This window comes from Streptococcus sp. NSJ-72 (assembly GCF_014334035.1).
Classification (GTDB): Bacteria; Bacillota; Bacilli; order Lactobacillales; family Streptococcaceae; genus Streptococcus; species Streptococcus constellatus.
Window position 1 is genome coordinate 14,896 of sequence record NZ_CP060489.1, and the last position, 15,721, is coordinate 30,616.

The following is a 15,721-nucleotide window of genomic DNA, read 5'->3' on the forward strand; positions in this document are numbered from 1 at the left end:
AAGAAAAGAACCTCCTAAAATGCCAATATAGAAGTGGTTTCCCTGCCACTACTAACTATCACAAAAGAGGTAGTCCATGAGAGAGGCTAATGAAAGCTTATCACATACCAAGTGGAATTGTAAATATCATATTGTTTTCGTCCCCCAAGTATCGTCGTCAGCTCATTTACGGTAGATACAAAGCAAGTATCGGAAGAATCATACGGGACTTATGTGAGCGAAAAAGCGTGACCATCTATGAAGCCACGATGAAGAAACAGCAAAATATACTTCAACTACTGCCCTTCAAAAACTATTCTCTGATTTAGCACCTCGTTATTCAAAACGTAAAGGAGGATATACTCGTATCCTTAAAACTGAACCACGTCGTGGTGATGCAGCGCCAATGGCTATCATTGAATTAGTATAATTTTTATCAATTTTGTTGAGTGTTATGATGATGGAGTCAAGTTACTCTTAGTCTAGCTCTGGTCTACCGCTAGGATTTTCCTAGCGGGAACACTCATCTTATGATAATCACCGTAGACGCTTGTTTACGAAATTGCTTTTCCTATAAAAGCAATTTCGTAAGCAGGCGTTATTTAAATTTCGTAATCTCTGTGAGGATTCTTCGGCAGAAACAAATTCGTATAGAGGACTGTATAAATTTAAATGGAGAGAATGAATACAATTTTTCGATATAGAGATAACCTCTTCTCTCTCAACGTTCACAATTTATCCCAGAAGTGTAATTGCTTGGGCTAAGGTTGTCAGAAAGGCACAAATAGAAGTCGGAAGAGAAAAGAAGGAAGTCAAATGTTCCTCTCCTTGTTATACTAAAGAAAAAAGGAGGGTTATGAAATGGACTTCAAGGAGTTGTATGACAAAGTGAGAGGGATCGTACTGAAGTGTCGCCGGGAATATTATGTCCACCTGTGGGAGTTAAGTGATTGGGACCAAGAAGGGATGCTGGTCTTATATGAGTTGGTGAGTCGCTTTCCGCAACTGGTAGAGTCAGAAAGTCGTCTCTATGTTTACTATAAGACCAAGTTCCGTAATCACATCAAGGACATCCTGCGTAAACAAGAAAGCCAAAAGCGCAAACTAGACCGTCAAGTCTATGAGGAAGTGAGCGAGATAGGTCACAAGCTCAGCCTGAAAGAACTCTATTTGGATGAATTGGTGATTCTCCGAGACCAACTAAAGAGCTATCAAAAACAGCTAAGTCCAGAGAAACAAGAACAGTATGAGCGCTTACTAGCAGATGAACGGTTTCAAGGACGCCAAGCGATGCTTCGGGAGTTACGGACCTACTTACAAGATTACGATGAAAGAAAAAGCTAGAGGAAAATAAAAAAAGATGAAAAAAAGTATTGACAAGAAGAGGAGGAGGTGATATACTAAGATAGTTGTCGCTTGAGGGCGATAAAGACCTTTGAAAACTGAACAAGACGAACCAATGTGCAGGCGACTGTTGAGAGACAGTCCGTCAAACAAAAGAAAAATAAATCTGTCAGTGACAGAAATGAGTGAGAGCTCAAACTTTATATGAGAGTTTGATCCTGGCTCAGGACGAACGCTGGCGGCGTGCCTAATACATGCAAGTGGAACGCACCGATGAAGCCGTAGCTTGCTACAATTTCATCAGTGAGTCGCGAACGGGTGAGTAACGCGTAGGTAACCTGCCTGGTAGCGGGGGATAACTATTGGAAACGATAGCTAATACCGCATAAGACATTTTACTGCATGGTAAGATGTTAAAAGATGCAAGAGCATCACTACCAGATGGACCTGCGTTGTATTAGCTAGTTGGTGAGGTAACGGCTCACCAAGGCCACGATACATAGCCGACCTGAGAGGGTGATCGGCCACACTGGGACTGAGACACGGCCCAGACTCCTACGGGAGGCAGCAGTAGGGAATCTTCGGCAATGGGGGGAACCCTGACCGAGCAACGCCGCGTGAGTGAAGAAGGTTTTCGGATCGTAAAGCTCTGTTGTTAAGGAAGAACGTGTGTGAGAGTGGAAAGTTCACACAGTGACGGTACTTAACCAGAAAGGGACGGCTAACTACGTGCCAGCAGCCGCGGTAATACGTAGGTCCCGAGCGTTGTCCGGATTTATTGGGCGTAAAGCGAGCGCAGGCGGTTAGATAAGTCTGAAGTGAAAGGCAGTGGCTCAACCATTGTAGGCTTTGGAAACTGTTTAACTTGAGTGCAGAAGGGGAGAGTGGAATTCCATGTGTAGCGGTGAAATGCGTAGATATATGGAGGAACACCGGTGGCGAAAGCGGCTCTCTGGTCTGTAACTGACGCTGAGGCTCGAAAGCGTGGGGAGCGAACAGGATTAGATACCCTGGTAGTCCACGCCGTAAACGATGAGTGCTAGGTGTTAGGTCCTTTCCGGGACTTAGTGCCGCAGCTAACGCATTAAGCACTCCGCCTGGGGAGTACGACCGCAAGGTTGAAACTCAAAGGAATTGACGGGGGCCCGCACAAGCGGTGGAGCATGTGGTTTAATTCGAAGCAACGCGAAGAACCTTACCAGGTCTTGACATCCCGATGCCCGCTCTAGAGATAGAGCTTTACTTCGGTACATCGGTGACAGGTGGTGCATGGTTGTCGTCAGCTCGTGTCGTGAGATGTTGGGTTAAGTCCCGCAACGAGCGCAACCCTTATTGTTAGTTGCCATCATTCAGTTGGGCACTCTAGCGAGACTGCCGGTAATAAACCGGAGGAAGGTGGGGATGACGTCAAATCATCATGCCCCTTATGACCTGGGCTACACACGTGCTACAATGGCTGGTACAACGAGTCGCAAGCCGGTGACGGCAAGCTAATCTCTGAAAGCCAGTCTCAGTTCGGATTGTAGGCTGCAACTCGCCTACATGAAGTCGGAATCGCTAGTAATCGCGGATCAGCACGCCGCGGTGAATACGTTCCCGGGCCTTGTACACACCGCCCGTCACACCACGAGAGTTTGTAACACCCGAAGTCGGTGAGGTAACCGTAAGGAGCCAGCCGCCTAAGGTGGGATAGATGATTGGGGTGAAGTCGTAACAAGGTAGCCGTATCGGAAGGTGCGGCTGGATCACCTCCTTTCTAAGGAAAAATCGGAAGCCATTGAGTTCGTTTTGTTTAGTTTTGAGAGGTCTTGTGGGGCCTTAGCTCAGCTGGGAGAGCGCCTGCTTTGCACGCAGGAGGTCAGCGGTTCGATCCCGCTAGGCTCCATTATCTAGGATGCAAAGAAATGAGATTCTTGTTCAACTAGATAAGATAGGATAGGTGTTCAACGGGTAAAGAAGTTGAACACGAACCTAATTAGCCCATTGAAAATTGAATAACGATATCAAATAGTAACAAGAAAATAAACCGAAACGCTGTGAATATTAATGAGTTTATGACTGAAAGGTCAAAATAAGGTTAAGTTAGTAAGGGCGCACGGTGGATGCCTTGGCACTAGGAGCCGAAGAAGGACGTGACAAACGACGAAATGCCTTGGGGAGCTGTAAGTAAGCGTAGATCCAGGGATGTCCGAATGGGGGAACCCAACAGGTACTACCTGTTACCCATATCTGTTAAGGATATGAGGAGGAAGACGCAGTGAACTGAAACATCTAAGTAGCTGCAGGAAGAGAAAGCAAAAGCGATTGCCTAAGTAGCGGCGAGCGAAAGGGCAGGAGGGCAAACCGAAGAGTTTACTCTTCGGGGTTGTAGGACTGCGAAGTGGACGTAAAGATTATAGAAGAAGACCTTGGGAAAGGTTGCCAGAGAGAGTAAGAGCCTCGTATTTAAAATAGTCTTTATACCTAGCAGGATCCTGAGTACGGCGAGACACGTGGAATCTCGTCGGAATCTGGGAGGACCATCTCCCAACCCTAAATACTCCCTAGTGACCGATAGTGAACCAGTACCGTGAGGGAAAGGTGAAAAGCACCCCGGGAGGGGAGTGAAAGAGAACCTGAAACCGTGTGCCTACAACAAGTTCGAGCCCGTTAATGGGTGAGAGCGTGCCTTTTGTAGAATGAACCGGCGAGTTACGTTATGATGCGAGGTTAAGTTGAAGAGACGGAGCCGTAGGGAAACCGAGTCTGAAAAGGGCGACTTAGTATTATGATGTAGACCCGAAACCATGTGACCTACCCATGAGCAGGTTGAAGGTGCGGTAAAACGCACTGGAGGACCGAACCAGGGCACGTTGAAAAGTGCTTGGATGACTTGTGGGTAGCGGAGAAATTCCAAACGAACTTGGAGATAGCTGGTTCTCTCCGAAATAGCTTTAGGGCTAGCGTCGACATGAAGATTCTTGGAGGTAGAGCACTGTTTGGGTGAGGGGTCCATCCCGGATTACCAATCTCAGATAAACTCCGAATGCCAAAGAATTATGGTCGGCAGTCAGACTGCGAGTGCTAAGATCCGTAGTCGAAAGGGAAACAGCCCAGACCACCAGCTAAGGTCCCCAAATAATTGTTAAGTGGAAAAGGATGTGGGGTTGCACAGACAACTAGGATGTTAGCTTAGAAGCAGCTATTCATTCAAAGAGTGCGTAATAGCTCACTAGTCGAGTGACCCTGCGCCGAAAATGTACCGGGGCTAAAACAATTTACCGAAGCTGTGGATACCTTTATAGGTATGGTAGGAGAGCGTTCTATGTGTGGCGAAGGTGTACCGTGAGGAGCACTGGAACGCATAGAAGTGAGAATGCCGGTATGAGTAGCGCAAGATGGGTGAGAATCCCATCCACCGTAAGACTAAGGTTTCCAGGGGAAGGCTCGTCCGCCCTGGGTTAGTCGGGACCTAAGGAGAGACCGAAAGGTGTATCCGATGGCCAACAGGTAGAGATTCCTGTACTAGAGTATAGAGTGAAGGAGGGACGCAGAAGGCTAACTCAAGCGTGCGAATGGAAGAGCACGTCTAAGCAGTGAGGCGTGGTATGAGTCAAATGCTTATATCTGTAACGTTGAGCTGTGATGGGGAGCGAAGTTTAGTAGCGAAGTGAGTGATGTCACCCTGCCAAGAAAAGCTTCTAGCATTAATCTATATTCTACCCGTACCGCAAACCGACACAGGTAGTCGAGGCGAGTAGCCTCAGGTGAGCGAGAGAACTCTCGTTAAGGAACTCGGCAAAATGACCCCGTAACTTCGGGAGAAGGGGTGCTCAGTTTAACTGAGCCGCAGTGAATAGGCCCAAGCAACTGTTTATCAAAAACACAGCTCTCTGCTAAATCGTAAGATGATGTATAGGGGGTGACGCCTGCCCGGTGCTGGAAGGTTAAGAGGAGTGCTTAGCGGTAACGCGAAGGTATGAATTGAAGCCCCAGTAAACGGCGGCCGTAACTATAACGGTCCTAAGGTAGCGAAATTCCTTGTCGGGTAAGTTCCGACCCGCACGAAAGGCGTAATGATTTGGGCACTGTCTCAACGAGAGACTCGGTGAAATTTTAGTACCTGTGAAGATGCAGGTTACCCGCGACAGGACGGAAAGACCCCATGGAGCTTTACTGCAGTTTGATATTGAGTGTCTGTACCACATGTACAGGATAGGTAGGAGCCAATGAGATCGGGACGCCAGTTTCGATGGAGGCGATGTTGGGATACTACCCTTGTGTTATGGCCACTCTAACCCGGTAGGTTGATCATCTACGGAGACAGTGTCTGACGGGCAGTTTGACTGGGGCGGTCGCCTCCTAAAGAGTAACGGAGGCGCCCAAAGGTTCCCTCAGATTGGTTGGAAATCAATCGTAGAGTGTAAAGGTAGAAGGGAGCTTGACTGCGAGAGCTACAACTCGAGCAGGGACGAAAGTCGGGCTTAGTGATCCGGTGGTACCGTATGGAAGGGCCATCGCTCAACGGATAAAAGCTACCCTGGGGATAACAGGCTTATCTCCCCCAAGAGTTCACATCGACGGGGAGGTTTGGCACCTCGATGTCGGCTCGTCGCATCCTGGGGCTGTAGTCGGTCCCAAGGGTTGGGCTGTTCGCCCATTAAAGCGGCACGCGAGCTGGGTTCAGAACGTCGTGAGACAGTTCGGTCCCTATCCGTCGCGGGCGAAGGAAATTTGAGAGGATCTGCTCCTAGTACGAGAGGACCAGAGTGGACTTACCGCTGGTGTACCAGTTGTTCTGCCAAGAGCATCGCTGGGTAGCTATGTAGGGAAGGGATAAACGCTGAAAGCATCTAAGTGTGAAACCCACCTCAAGATGAGATTTCCCATGATTTTATATCAGTAAGAGCCCTGAGAGAAGATCAGGTAGATAGGTTAGGAGTGGAAGTTGTGTGAGCAATGGAGCGGACTAATACTAATAGCTCGAGGACTTATCCTAGATTAGTTACTAAGGGTGAAAAATCCCCTTGAGAAATAGGAAATGGGAGTAGTGTTCAATGATCACCAGACCATTTATCTTTTTTCCAAGGATTTAGCCCGAGTACAATTTTATTGAGAGCACAGAATGTTTAGTTTATGCTTGAAACGATTTGAGAGCGTTATTCAATTTTGAGTGGACGAAATATCCAGTGGATGTTTTGGCTTGGGAGATAGAGGAAGCGAAACTTTTGACCGAGTCCATTCATATAGTTAAGTGACGATAGCCTAGGAGATACACCTGTACCCATGCCGAACACAGCAGTTAAGCCCTAGAACGCCGGAAGTAGTTGGGGGTTGCCCCCTGTGAGATAAGGTAGTCGCTTAGCAAAGGGGAGTTTAGCTTAGTTGAAATGGAGAGGGAATCGACATTTCAATCGGTGGATAAGAGAAACGAAGTTTCTCACCGTTGGCTGAGCTAAACTCCATTCCAAGGGAGTTTAGCTCAGCTGGGAGAGCATCTGCCTTACAAGCAGAGGGTCAGCGGTTCGATCCCGTTAACTCCCATCATTCTAGAAAGAATAGGTCCCGTAGTGTAGCGGTTATCACGTCGCCCTGTCACGGCGAAGATCGCGGGTTCGATTCCCGTCGGGACCGTTTTAGTGTATAGAGATACATTAGAGAGACTCGTTAGCTCAGTTGGTAGAGCATTTGACTTTTAATCAAAGGGTCACTGGTTCGAGCCCAGTACGGGTCATAGTCACAGGCGGGTGTGGCGGAATTGGCAGACGCACCAGATTTAGGATCTGGCGCTTAACGGCGTGGGGGTTCAAGTCCCTTCACCCGCATAGAAGATAAGCCGGCTTAGCTCAGTTGGTAGAGCATCTGATTTGTAATCAGAGGGTCGCGTGTTCAAGTCATGTAGCCGGCATAAGAAGAAAAGGATGCGAACGTAGTTCAGTGGTAGAACATCACCTTGCCAAGGTGGGGGTCGCGGGTTCGAACCCCGTCGTTCGCTTGAGGGAGCCGGGGTGGCGGAACTGGCAGACGCACAGGACTTAAAATCCTGCGATTGGAAGCAATCGTACCGGTTCGATTCCGGTCCTCGGCATAGGAAAGAGCACCCTTAGCTCAACTGGATAGAGTACCTGACTACGAATCAGGCGGTTAGAGGTTCGACTCCTCTAGGGTGCATGGGGAAGAGGTCTGAGGGCTTCGGTTTTTCTACCTATACGGGAAGTAGCTCAGCTTGGTAGAGTACTTGGTTTGGGACCAAGGTGTCGCAGGTTCGAATCCTGTCTTCCCGATGCTATGGCGGTGTAGCTCAGCTGGCTAGAGCGTCCGGTTCATACCCGGGAGGTCGGGGGTTCGATCCCCTTCGCCGCTATAATTGATCTTGTTGGACCTTTAGCTCAGCTGGTTAGAGCTCTCGGCTCATAACCGAGTGGTCGTAGGTTCAAGTCCTACAAGGTCCATTTTGTTATATTGTGGAGGATTACCCAAGTCTGGCTGAAGGGAACGGTCTTGAAAACCGTCAGGCGTGTAAAAGCGTGCGTGGGTTCGAATCCCACATCCTCCTTAGTAGGAATAGCGCGGGATGGAGCAGCTAGGTAGCTCGTCGGGCTCATAACCCGAAGGTCGTAGGTTCAAATCCTGCTCCCGCAATAGGTAGGCTCGGTAGCTCAGTTGGTAGAGCAATGGATTGAAGCTCCATGTGTCGGCGGTTCGATTCCGTCTCGCGCCATTTGTTTAATTGATTAAGCGGGTGTAGTTTAGTGGTAAAACTACAGCCTTCCAAGCTGTTGTCGCGAGTTCGATTCTCGTCACCCGCTTTGAACGGAGATGTTCACACCAAGTTTTTGAACTTGGGCGCGTAGCTCAGGTGGTTAGAGCGCACGCCTGATAAGCGTGAGGTCGGTGGTTCGAGTCCACTCGTGCCCATAATATTTTTGGAGAATTACTCAAGAGGCTGAAGAGGACGGTTTGCTAAATCGTTAGGTCGGGTAACTGGCGCGGGGGTTCGAATCCCCCATTCTCCGTATTTAAGGAGTGTAGCGATAGCTATCTCCTTTTCTGTTATCTGTGAATCTTGTGTGATAGATATTGTATCTATTTTGGAGTAGAGTGAATCATATGAAAAAATCCAAATTTCTTATTATGACTGCTGTTTTGATAATAATAACTTCTGTACTTTTGGTTACTACTCGTTCTTTAGGTGTGGTGAATGAAGCTTCTAATGTTGTTTCTATTTTGGATAATATTGTTTCAAAACCATTTAGTTTTTTAGCGGATGTTAAATCAGATTTGACTGATTTATCGCGAACATATAGGGAAAATAAGCAATTAAAAAAGACTTTATTTAAAGTAGAAGAACAATCGGCTGATTTAGATTCATTAAAAGATGAAAATGCTCAATTAAGACAACTATTAGAAATGAAAAATATCTATGAGTCAAAAAAGACGGTTTCATCTGATGTTATCACGCGTATGCCTGTTTCTTGGTTATCTGAATTAACTGTCAATGCTGGTCGTCAAAATGGGATTCAAAATACAATGTTAGCAGTGGCAAATGGTGGCTTGATTGGTAGTGTGAAAGATGTTGCTGCTCATTCTAGTCGAGTAAATCTTTTAACAAACAATAAAAATGTTGACAATATTTCAGTAAGAATTCAAACGGAGACAAGCACTATTTATGGAGTGATTGTTGGCTACAGTAAAGAAAAATCTGCTTTCATTATCAGTCAGTTAAACAGTTCGGATACAATTAAAAAAGGTGAGAAAGTTGTGACAAGCGGTTTAGGAACGTATAACATTCCCAATATTCCAGTCGGAACAGTTCTTTCTGTTACTGAAAAATCTGATCATTTAACAAAAGAGGTATTTGTAAAACCGAGTGCAGATTTGTCAGATATTCGTGTGGTAACATTGGTAGGAAATTGATATGAAATTTTTTAAAAACTACGTTTTACCTTTTTTGGTTTTATTTGTTGTGATGTTAATAGATGGTCATCTTTCAAATCTTTTGACTAATCTTTTTTCGAATGATATTCACTTACTCAGTCATCTTTTACTTATTTTAATTTTGTACGTTTCTATAGATTTCTCGGAAAATATTAATTTTGTTATTTTATTGTTAATCGGTCTATTGTATGACGCTTATTATTTTCATATTATTGGTCTTTCGACATTATTATTGCCTTTAAGTGGGATTGTTGTTAGTAAATACAATTCTGTTTTGATGACTAATCGAGTTAGTCGCTTTTTGTCAGTTGCTATTTTGGTATTTTTCTTTGAAATAGCTACGTTTGCTTTGGCAAATGTTACTCAGTTGACTCGAATGTCTTTTGCAGATTTTGTCGTTTATACAATGGCTCCGACGATGGTGTTCAATTTATTATTCTTTTTATTGATTCGACCAATTTTGGAAAAGATATATTTATGATAAAAATTTATGATAAATTGGAAATAGAAATGTAATAAAGGCGTAACATACTCAATGCCTTTTTTTGTTATACTTATAAATGTCTTATCGAATAGGAGTATAATTGTTTATGAAGAAAAAATTACTTACGTCAATCTTATTAAGTACAATGGTTCTTGCACAAGGAGCATCTCTTGTAAATGTACATGCAGATTCCACTGATGATAAAATCGCCGCACAAGATAGCAAAATTAATAGTTTGACTGATCAACAAAAATCAGCTCAAGCTCAGGTAGATCAAATTCAAAGTCAAGTCTCATCCATCCAAGCTCAACAAGAAAAATTGAAAGCTGAAAATGATAAACTCCAAGCTGAGTCAAAGAAATTATCAGCTGAAATTGAAGCTTTGTCTAAAAATATTGTAGCGCGCAACGAATCATTGGCTAATCAAGCACGTAGTGCCCAAACGAGTGGTACGGCTACAAGTTATATCAATACAATTGTAAATTCAAAATCTATCACAGAAGCCATTTCACGTGTTTCTGCGATGAATGAAATTGTTTCAGCAAACAATAAAATGTTAGAGCAACAAAAGCAAGATAAAAAAGCAATTTCTGAAAAACAAATAGCTAATAATGAAGCGATAAATACCGTTATTGCAAATCAACAAACACTTGAAAATGATGCAAAAACATTATCTACTAAACAAGCTGAATTAAAAGCAGCTCAGTTAAATCTTGCTGCAGAAAAAGCAACTGCTGAAGGTGAAAAGAATTCATTGTTAGCTCAAAAAGCAGCAGCACAAAAGGCTGCGGAAGAAGCAGCAGCACAAGAAGCAGCTTATAAAGCACAACAAGCAGCACAAGCACAAGCAGTCGTTTCTTCAGCAAATACAAATTTTGAGGCACAGGTGCAAGCGGTGAATAATAGCGCTTCAGCAGCTACTCCAACTCAAACAAATGTGACGACTCGTTCTACATCAACTACATCAACTGTTAGTCGTCCTACTTATAGTTCTTCAGCTTCAACTTATCCAGTTGGTCAATGTACTTGGGGAGCGAAAACATTAGCTCCGTGGGCTGGGGATTATTGGGGTAATGGTGCTCAATGGGCAGCAAGTGCAGCTGCGGCTGGTTTCCGTACAGGTTCAACACCTCAAGTTGGTGCAATCATTTCGTGGAATGATGGTGGTTATGGTCATGTTGCCGTGGTGACAGCTGTAGAATCACCTACACGTATTCAAGTATCTGAAGCAAACTATGCAGGTAATCAAGCTATTGGAAATTACCGTGGTTGGTTCAATCCAGCTGCTGCAGGACAAGGCTCATTTACTTACATCTATCCAAATTAATGAATAAAGAATAAAGAGATAAAAAGCGCATGATGCGTTTTTTATTTTTGATTGAAAAATTAACTAAAAAGGGTTACAATGTTAATTGGAGAATATTTGTAACTGGTTTACAAAGAAACGAATACATACTGGAGGAAATTATGTCGTTTTCTGATTTAAAGCTCTTTGCTCTTTCGTCCAACCAAGAATTGGCTAAACGTGTTGCTCAAGAGATTGGCATAGAGCTTGGAAAGTCAACTGTGCGTCAATTTTCCGATGGGGAAATTCAGGTTAATATTGAAGAATCTATCCGCGGGAAACATGTTTTTATTTTGCAATCAACGAGTTCTCCTGTCAATGATAATTTGATGGAAATTTTGATTATGGTGGATGCATTGAAACGTGCAAGCGCCGAGTCTATCAATGTTGTTATGCCTTATTATGGTTATGCTCGTCAAGATCGAAAGGCACGCGCTCGTGAACCGATCACTTCAAAATTAGTTGCAAATATGTTGCAAGTGGCAGGTGTGGATCGTTTGTTGACAATTGATTTGCATGCAGCTCAAATTCAAGGATTTTTTGATATTCCAGTAGATCATCTCATGGGTGCTCCTCTCATTGCGGATTATTTTGAACGTCGTGGAATGACAGGTACTGACTATGTGGTTGTCAGCCCTGATCACGGTGGTGTGACGCGCGCTCGTAAATTAGCTGAGTTTTTGAAAACACCGATTGCGATTATTGATAAGCGACGTAGCGTGGATAAGATGAATACGAGTGAAGTGATGAATATCATTGGTAAGGTAGAAGGCAAGACTTGTATCTTGATTGATGATATGATTGATACGGCTGGGACAATTTGCCATGCTGCTGATGCGCTTGCTGAGGCAGGTGCGGTAGAGGTTTATGCAAGCTGTACTCACCCAGTACTTTCAGGTCCTGCTATGGATAATATTCAAAAATCAGCAATTAAAAAATTGATCGTATTAGATACAATTTATTTACCAGAAGAACGTTTAATTGATAAAATTGAACAAATTTCGATTGCACATCTTTTGGCAGAGGCTATCGTACGTATTCATGAAAAACGTCCTCTTTCGCCACTATTTGAAACTTTAACGGCTCTTTCATAAGAAATCTAGATAGGAATCACTCTGATAGCTGGAGTGATTTTTTTGTTTCAATTAGACGATAAGTGATGAATTTTCCTCAATATTATGCTATTTTTTTATTTTTTTTGAATAATAAAAAAGACTTTGTCCAGATAGGTTGCAGAAATAGCGGAGATACTCTCGCTAAAGTATTGATTTAACAAGTTTTTGATTTTATAGTATAATAGTTCTATCAGATTTTGGAGGTAAGATATGGATTTGACGAAACGTTTTAACAAAAATTTAGATAAAATTGAAGTTTCTTTGATTCGGCAATTTGATCAATCTATTTCGAGCATTCCTGGAGTTCTTCGTTTGACATTAGGAGAGCCTGATTTTACAACTCCAGATCATGTAAAAGAAGCTGCAAAAGCGGCAATTGATGCAAACAAGAGTCATTATACAGGCATGAGTGGGCTGTTAGAATTGCGTCAGGCAGCCAGTCAATTTGTAAAAGAAAAATACAATCTTTCTTATGATCCTGAAACAGAAATTTTAGTGACAATTGGGGCAACTGAAGCTTTGTCTGCTACGTTGACGGCTATTTTAGAAGAAGGAGATAAGGTGCTTTTACCCGCACCTGCTTATCCAGGATATGAGCCGATTGTTAATCTTATTGGGGCAGAAGTTGTTGAGATTGATACGACAGAAAATGATTTTGTTTTAACACCTGATATGTTGGAAAAAGCGATTTTGGAGCAAGGAGATAAATTAAAAGCTGTTATTTTAAATTACCCAGCTAATCCTACGGGCATTACCTATTCTCGTGAACAAATAGCTGATTTAGCCGATGTCTTGAAAAAGTATGATGTCTTTGTTGTTTGCGACGAAGTGTATTCTGAGCTGACTTATACCGAGCAGCCACATGTATCTATTGCAGAATTTTTACCAGAGCAAACGATTGTTATCAATGGTTTGTCTAAATCGCATGCGATGACAGGATGGCGTTTGGGTTTTACCTTTGCTCCAGCAGCATTTACTGCTCAGTTGATTAAGAGTCATCAGTACTTGGTAACAGCTGCAAATACGATGGCTCAATTTGCAGGAGTGGAAGCATTGACAGTAGGTAAAGATGATGCAGAGCCAATGAAAAGGGAATATATTGAGCGTCGCGATTACATTATAGAAAAAATGACAGAATTGGGCTTTACGATTATCAAGCCAGACGGTGCATTTTACATTTTTGCTAAAATTCCAGCTGACTATAATCAAGATTCTTTTGCTTTTTTGAAGGATTTTGCACATAAAAAAGCAGTTGCTTTCATTCCTGGTGCTGCTTTTGGGCGGTATGGAGAAGGATATGTACGTATTTCTTATGCGACCAGCATGGATACGATAAAGGAAGCAATGAAGCGACTTAAGGAATATATGGAGGGATATGCTGAAATCTATCACAAGTAAAGGTTTGGTTCTCTATAATCGTAATTTCCGAGAAAATGATAAGTTGGTCAAAATTTTCACAGAGCAAGCGGGTAAGCGAATGTTTTTCGTGAAACATGCTAGAAATTCTAAGTTGAATCCGGTTATTCAACCACTAGTAATGGCAGATTTTTTGATGAAAATAAATGATGACGGTTTAAGTTATATTGATGATTATCAAGAAATTAGAACTTTTCAGCATATCAATCATGATCTTTTTACAATGGCTTATGCGACTTATGTGGTAGCTCTGGCGGATGCCAGTATTCAGGATAATGAAATAGATTCTGCTCTCTTTGTTTTTTTGCAAAAAACATTAGAATTGATGGAGCAAGGTTTGGACTATGAAGTCTTGACAAATATTTTTGAAATTCAAATTTTATCGCGTTTTGGTGTTTCTTTGAATTTTCATGAGTGTTGTTTTTGCCACCAAATAGGGCTACCGTTTGATTTTTCTTTTACTTATAGTGGCGTTTTATGTCCGGAGCATTACGACAAGGACGAGCGACGGAGTCATTTGGAGCCCAATATTCCTTACTTATTAGACCAATTTCAGGCTGTTCAATTTAGTGAACTGGAGACAATTTCTTTGAAATCTGAATTGAAAAAACAATTGCGAAAAGTGATTGATCAAATTTATGAAGAATATGTTGGGATTCATCTAAAGTCCAAAAAATTTATTGATTCTCTGGGAGACTGGGGAGAAATCTTAAAGAACAAGGAGTCGAAATGAAAAAAATAGCAATTGATGCCATGGGTGGTGATTATGCCCCACAATCTATTGTAGAGGGGGTTAATCAAGCCCTGAACGATTTTTCGGATGTTGAAGTCATCCTTTATGGAGATGAAGCAAAAATCAAGCAGTATTTAAAGGCAACTGAGCGGGTTCGTATTGTTCATACAGATGAAAAAATCAATTCAGATGATGAGCCGACTAAAGCTATTCGTAAGAAGAAAAATGCCAGTATGGTGTTAGCGGCCAAAGCGGTAAAGACTGGAGAAGCTGATGCCATTCTTTCTGCGGGGAATACTGGAGCGCTTTTGGCTGCTGGATTCTTCATCGTCGGTCGTATCAAGAATATTGACCGTCCGGGTTTGATGTCCACATTACCAACGACAGATGGAAAAGGATTTGATATGTTGGACTTGGGAGCTAATGCAGAAAATACGGCTCATCATTTGCATCAGTATGCTATTTTAGGGTCATTTTATGCTGAAAATGTACGAGGAGTCAAGCAACCGCGTGTTGGGCTGTTAAATAACGGAACTGAAAGCAGTAAGGGAGATTCGCTTCGTAAGGAAGTGTATGATTTGTTAGTGTCGGATGCCTCATTGAATTTTATTGGAAATGTGGAAGCGCGTGATTTAATGGATCATGTAGCGGATGTTGTTGTAGCAGATGGGTTTACAGGTAATGCAGTATTGAAAGCTATGGAGGGAACCGCCATGGGAATTATGAGCCAGCTTAAAAAATCTATTTTAGATAGTGGCTGGAAAGCAAAACTAGGTGCAGTGTTGCTGAAAGACAGTCTAAAGTCTTTGAAGAGTAGTTTAAATTATTCTGAGGTAGGCGGTGCTGTTTTGTTTGGAGTGCAGGCACCTGTTGTTAAAACACATGGGGCGAGTGATGCGAAAGCAGTTTACAGCACGATTCGCCAAATTCGTACAATGTTAGAAACAGATGTTGTTGGAAAAGCGGTACAAGAATTTTCAGGAGAAGTAAAATGACAGAACAAGAAATTTATCAAAAAATTATAGAAATTATTCAGGAAAGTCAGGGTGAACATTTTGTTGTCACTAAAGAATTGAGTTTAAAAGATGATTTAAAAGCGGATTCGGTGGATTTGATGGAATTTATTCTAACTGTAGAAGATGAATTTAACATTGAAATTTCAGACGAAGATATAGATAGTTTGAATAATGTGAGCGATGTCGTCGCTTGCGTACAGAAAAACTTGAACAAAGGATAAAAGCGAACATTTTATCTCTATAAGAAATCAATTGTAAGAAAACAACTGAAAAACCAGTTGTTTTTTTGTTATTTATCATTATTGTACGTTATTTTCTTGAAAAACTATTTCCAATATGATAGACTTAAGTCAGAAAAAGACGAAAGGCGAA

The 15,721-nt window shown here is 42.7% G+C and carries 9 protein-coding genes, 18 tRNA genes, 3 rRNA genes and 2 pseudogenes; all 32 read left to right on the forward strand.

The genetic code is table 11. From position 1 onward, the window contains the following. Nucleotides 1–76: 76 nt before the first annotated feature. A pseudogene (locus tag H8787_RS00070) lies at nucleotides 77–245 on the forward strand (transposase); the annotation flags it as partial. Further along, nucleotides 242–409 (forward strand): annotated as a pseudogene (gene rplQ / locus H8787_RS00075) (50S ribosomal protein L17); the annotation flags it as partial. The pseudogenes H8787_RS00070 and rplQ, both read left to right, overlap by 4 nt. 431 nt (nucleotides 410–840) lie before the next feature. After that, nucleotides 841–1,323, forward strand: a complete 483-nt coding sequence (locus H8787_RS00080) for a sigma-70 family RNA polymerase sigma factor (protein ID WP_187327892.1) — start codon at nucleotides 841–843, stop codon at nucleotides 1,321–1,323. A gap of 200 nt (nucleotides 1,324–1,523) precedes the next feature. Next, nucleotides 1,524–3,079, forward strand: a 16S ribosomal RNA gene (locus H8787_RS00085). Between the two features lie 56 nt (nucleotides 3,080–3,135). Further along, nucleotides 3,136–3,208: transfer RNA gene (locus tag H8787_RS00090), tRNA-Ala, on the forward strand. Between the two features lie 190 nt (nucleotides 3,209–3,398). Beyond that, nucleotides 3,399–6,301 (forward strand): 23S ribosomal RNA (locus H8787_RS00095). A 251-nt stretch (nucleotides 6,302–6,552) separates the two neighbouring features. Then, nucleotides 6,553–6,668: ribosomal RNA gene (rrf, locus tag H8787_RS00100) — 5S ribosomal RNA — on the forward strand. The 16S, 23S and 5S rRNA genes sit together here with 18 tRNA genes alongside, the layout of an rRNA operon. Before the next feature lie 105 nt (nucleotides 6,669–6,773). Then, nucleotides 6,774–6,846 (forward strand) — tRNA-Val (locus H8787_RS00105). A 17-nt stretch (nucleotides 6,847–6,863) separates the two neighbouring features. Next, nucleotides 6,864–6,936 (forward strand) — tRNA-Asp (locus H8787_RS00110). Nucleotides 6,937–6,963: 27 nt separating this feature from the next. After that, nucleotides 6,964–7,036 (forward strand) — tRNA-Lys (locus H8787_RS00115). Between the two features lie 9 nt (nucleotides 7,037–7,045). Then, nucleotides 7,046–7,127 (forward strand) — tRNA-Leu (locus tag H8787_RS00120). A 10-nt stretch (nucleotides 7,128–7,137) separates the two neighbouring features. Then, nucleotides 7,138–7,210: transfer RNA gene (locus H8787_RS00125), tRNA-Thr, on the forward strand. Nucleotides 7,211–7,225: 15 nt separating this feature from the next. Then, nucleotides 7,226–7,297, forward strand: a tRNA-Gly gene (locus tag H8787_RS00130). 7 nt (nucleotides 7,298–7,304) lie between these two features. Beyond that, a tRNA-Leu gene (locus H8787_RS00135) sits at nucleotides 7,305–7,390 on the forward strand. 9 nt (nucleotides 7,391–7,399) lie between these two features. Continuing rightward, nucleotides 7,400–7,473 (forward strand) — tRNA-Arg (locus tag H8787_RS00140). Nucleotides 7,474–7,512: 39 nt separating this feature from the next. Beyond that, nucleotides 7,513–7,586 (forward strand) — tRNA-Pro (locus H8787_RS00145). Between the two features lie 6 nt (nucleotides 7,587–7,592). After that, nucleotides 7,593–7,666: transfer RNA gene (locus H8787_RS00150), tRNA-Met, on the forward strand. 14 nt (nucleotides 7,667–7,680) lie between these two features. Beyond that, nucleotides 7,681–7,754 (forward strand) — tRNA-Ile (locus H8787_RS00155). 14 nt (nucleotides 7,755–7,768) lie between these two features. Then, a tRNA-Ser gene (locus tag H8787_RS00160) sits at nucleotides 7,769–7,858 on the forward strand. A gap of 12 nt (nucleotides 7,859–7,870) precedes the next feature. Continuing rightward, nucleotides 7,871–7,944 (forward strand) — tRNA-Met (locus tag H8787_RS00165). A 6-nt stretch (nucleotides 7,945–7,950) separates the two neighbouring features. Next, nucleotides 7,951–8,023: transfer RNA gene (locus H8787_RS00170), tRNA-Phe, on the forward strand. 17 nt (nucleotides 8,024–8,040) lie between these two features. Next, nucleotides 8,041–8,111, forward strand: a tRNA-Gly gene (locus H8787_RS00175). A 35-nt stretch (nucleotides 8,112–8,146) separates the two neighbouring features. Further along, a tRNA-Ile gene (locus tag H8787_RS00180) sits at nucleotides 8,147–8,220 on the forward strand. A gap of 10 nt (nucleotides 8,221–8,230) precedes the next feature. After that, a tRNA-Ser gene (locus tag H8787_RS00185) sits at nucleotides 8,231–8,318 on the forward strand. 94 nt (nucleotides 8,319–8,412) lie between these two features. Then, nucleotides 8,413–9,219, forward strand: coding sequence for a rod shape-determining protein MreC (mreC, locus tag H8787_RS00190; RefSeq protein ID WP_187327975.1), 807 nt, complete (start codon nucleotides 8,413–8,415; stop codon nucleotides 9,217–9,219). Between the two features lies 1 nt (nucleotide 9,220). Next, nucleotides 9,221–9,721 carry a rod shape-determining protein MreD gene (gene mreD / locus H8787_RS00195; RefSeq protein ID WP_003071293.1) on the forward strand — a complete coding sequence of 167 codons (501 nt, stop codon included), beginning with the start codon at nucleotides 9,221–9,223 and terminating at the stop codon, nucleotides 9,719–9,721. Between the two features lie 109 nt (nucleotides 9,722–9,830). Continuing rightward, entirely contained in the window at nucleotides 9,831–11,051 is a 1,221-nt protein-coding gene (gene pcsB / locus H8787_RS00200) for a peptidoglycan hydrolase PcsB (RefSeq protein WP_126441036.1), read from the forward strand. A 140-nt stretch (nucleotides 11,052–11,191) separates the two neighbouring features. After that, nucleotides 11,192–12,163 carry a ribose-phosphate diphosphokinase gene (locus H8787_RS00205; protein ID WP_020997513.1) on the forward strand — a complete coding sequence of 324 codons (972 nt, stop codon included), beginning with the start codon at nucleotides 11,192–11,194 and terminating at the stop codon, nucleotides 12,161–12,163. Between the two features lie 231 nt (nucleotides 12,164–12,394). Further along, the gene (locus H8787_RS00210) at nucleotides 12,395–13,582 is read left to right on the forward strand and encodes a pyridoxal phosphate-dependent aminotransferase (RefSeq protein WP_048800332.1); all 1,188 of its coding nucleotides are present in this window, start codon (nucleotides 12,395–12,397) and stop codon (nucleotides 13,580–13,582) included. Continuing rightward, entirely contained in the window at nucleotides 13,560–14,333 is a 774-nt protein-coding gene (gene recO / locus H8787_RS00215) for a DNA repair protein RecO (protein ID WP_115262733.1), read from the forward strand. The genes H8787_RS00210 and recO overlap by 23 nt, the downstream gene beginning before the upstream one ends. Continuing rightward, on the forward strand, nucleotides 14,330–15,328 hold the full coding sequence (gene plsX / locus H8787_RS00220; RefSeq protein ID WP_006270084.1) for a phosphate acyltransferase PlsX: 999 nt from the start codon (nucleotides 14,330–14,332) through the stop codon (nucleotides 15,326–15,328). The genes recO and plsX overlap by 4 nt, the downstream gene beginning before the upstream one ends. Then, nucleotides 15,325–15,570: an acyl carrier protein gene (locus H8787_RS00225; protein ID WP_006270090.1), complete on the forward strand. Its 246-nt coding sequence runs from the start codon at nucleotides 15,325–15,327 to the stop codon at nucleotides 15,568–15,570. The genes plsX and H8787_RS00225 overlap by 4 nt, the downstream gene beginning before the upstream one ends. The last annotated feature ends 151 nt before the right edge of the window (nucleotides 15,571–15,721 follow it).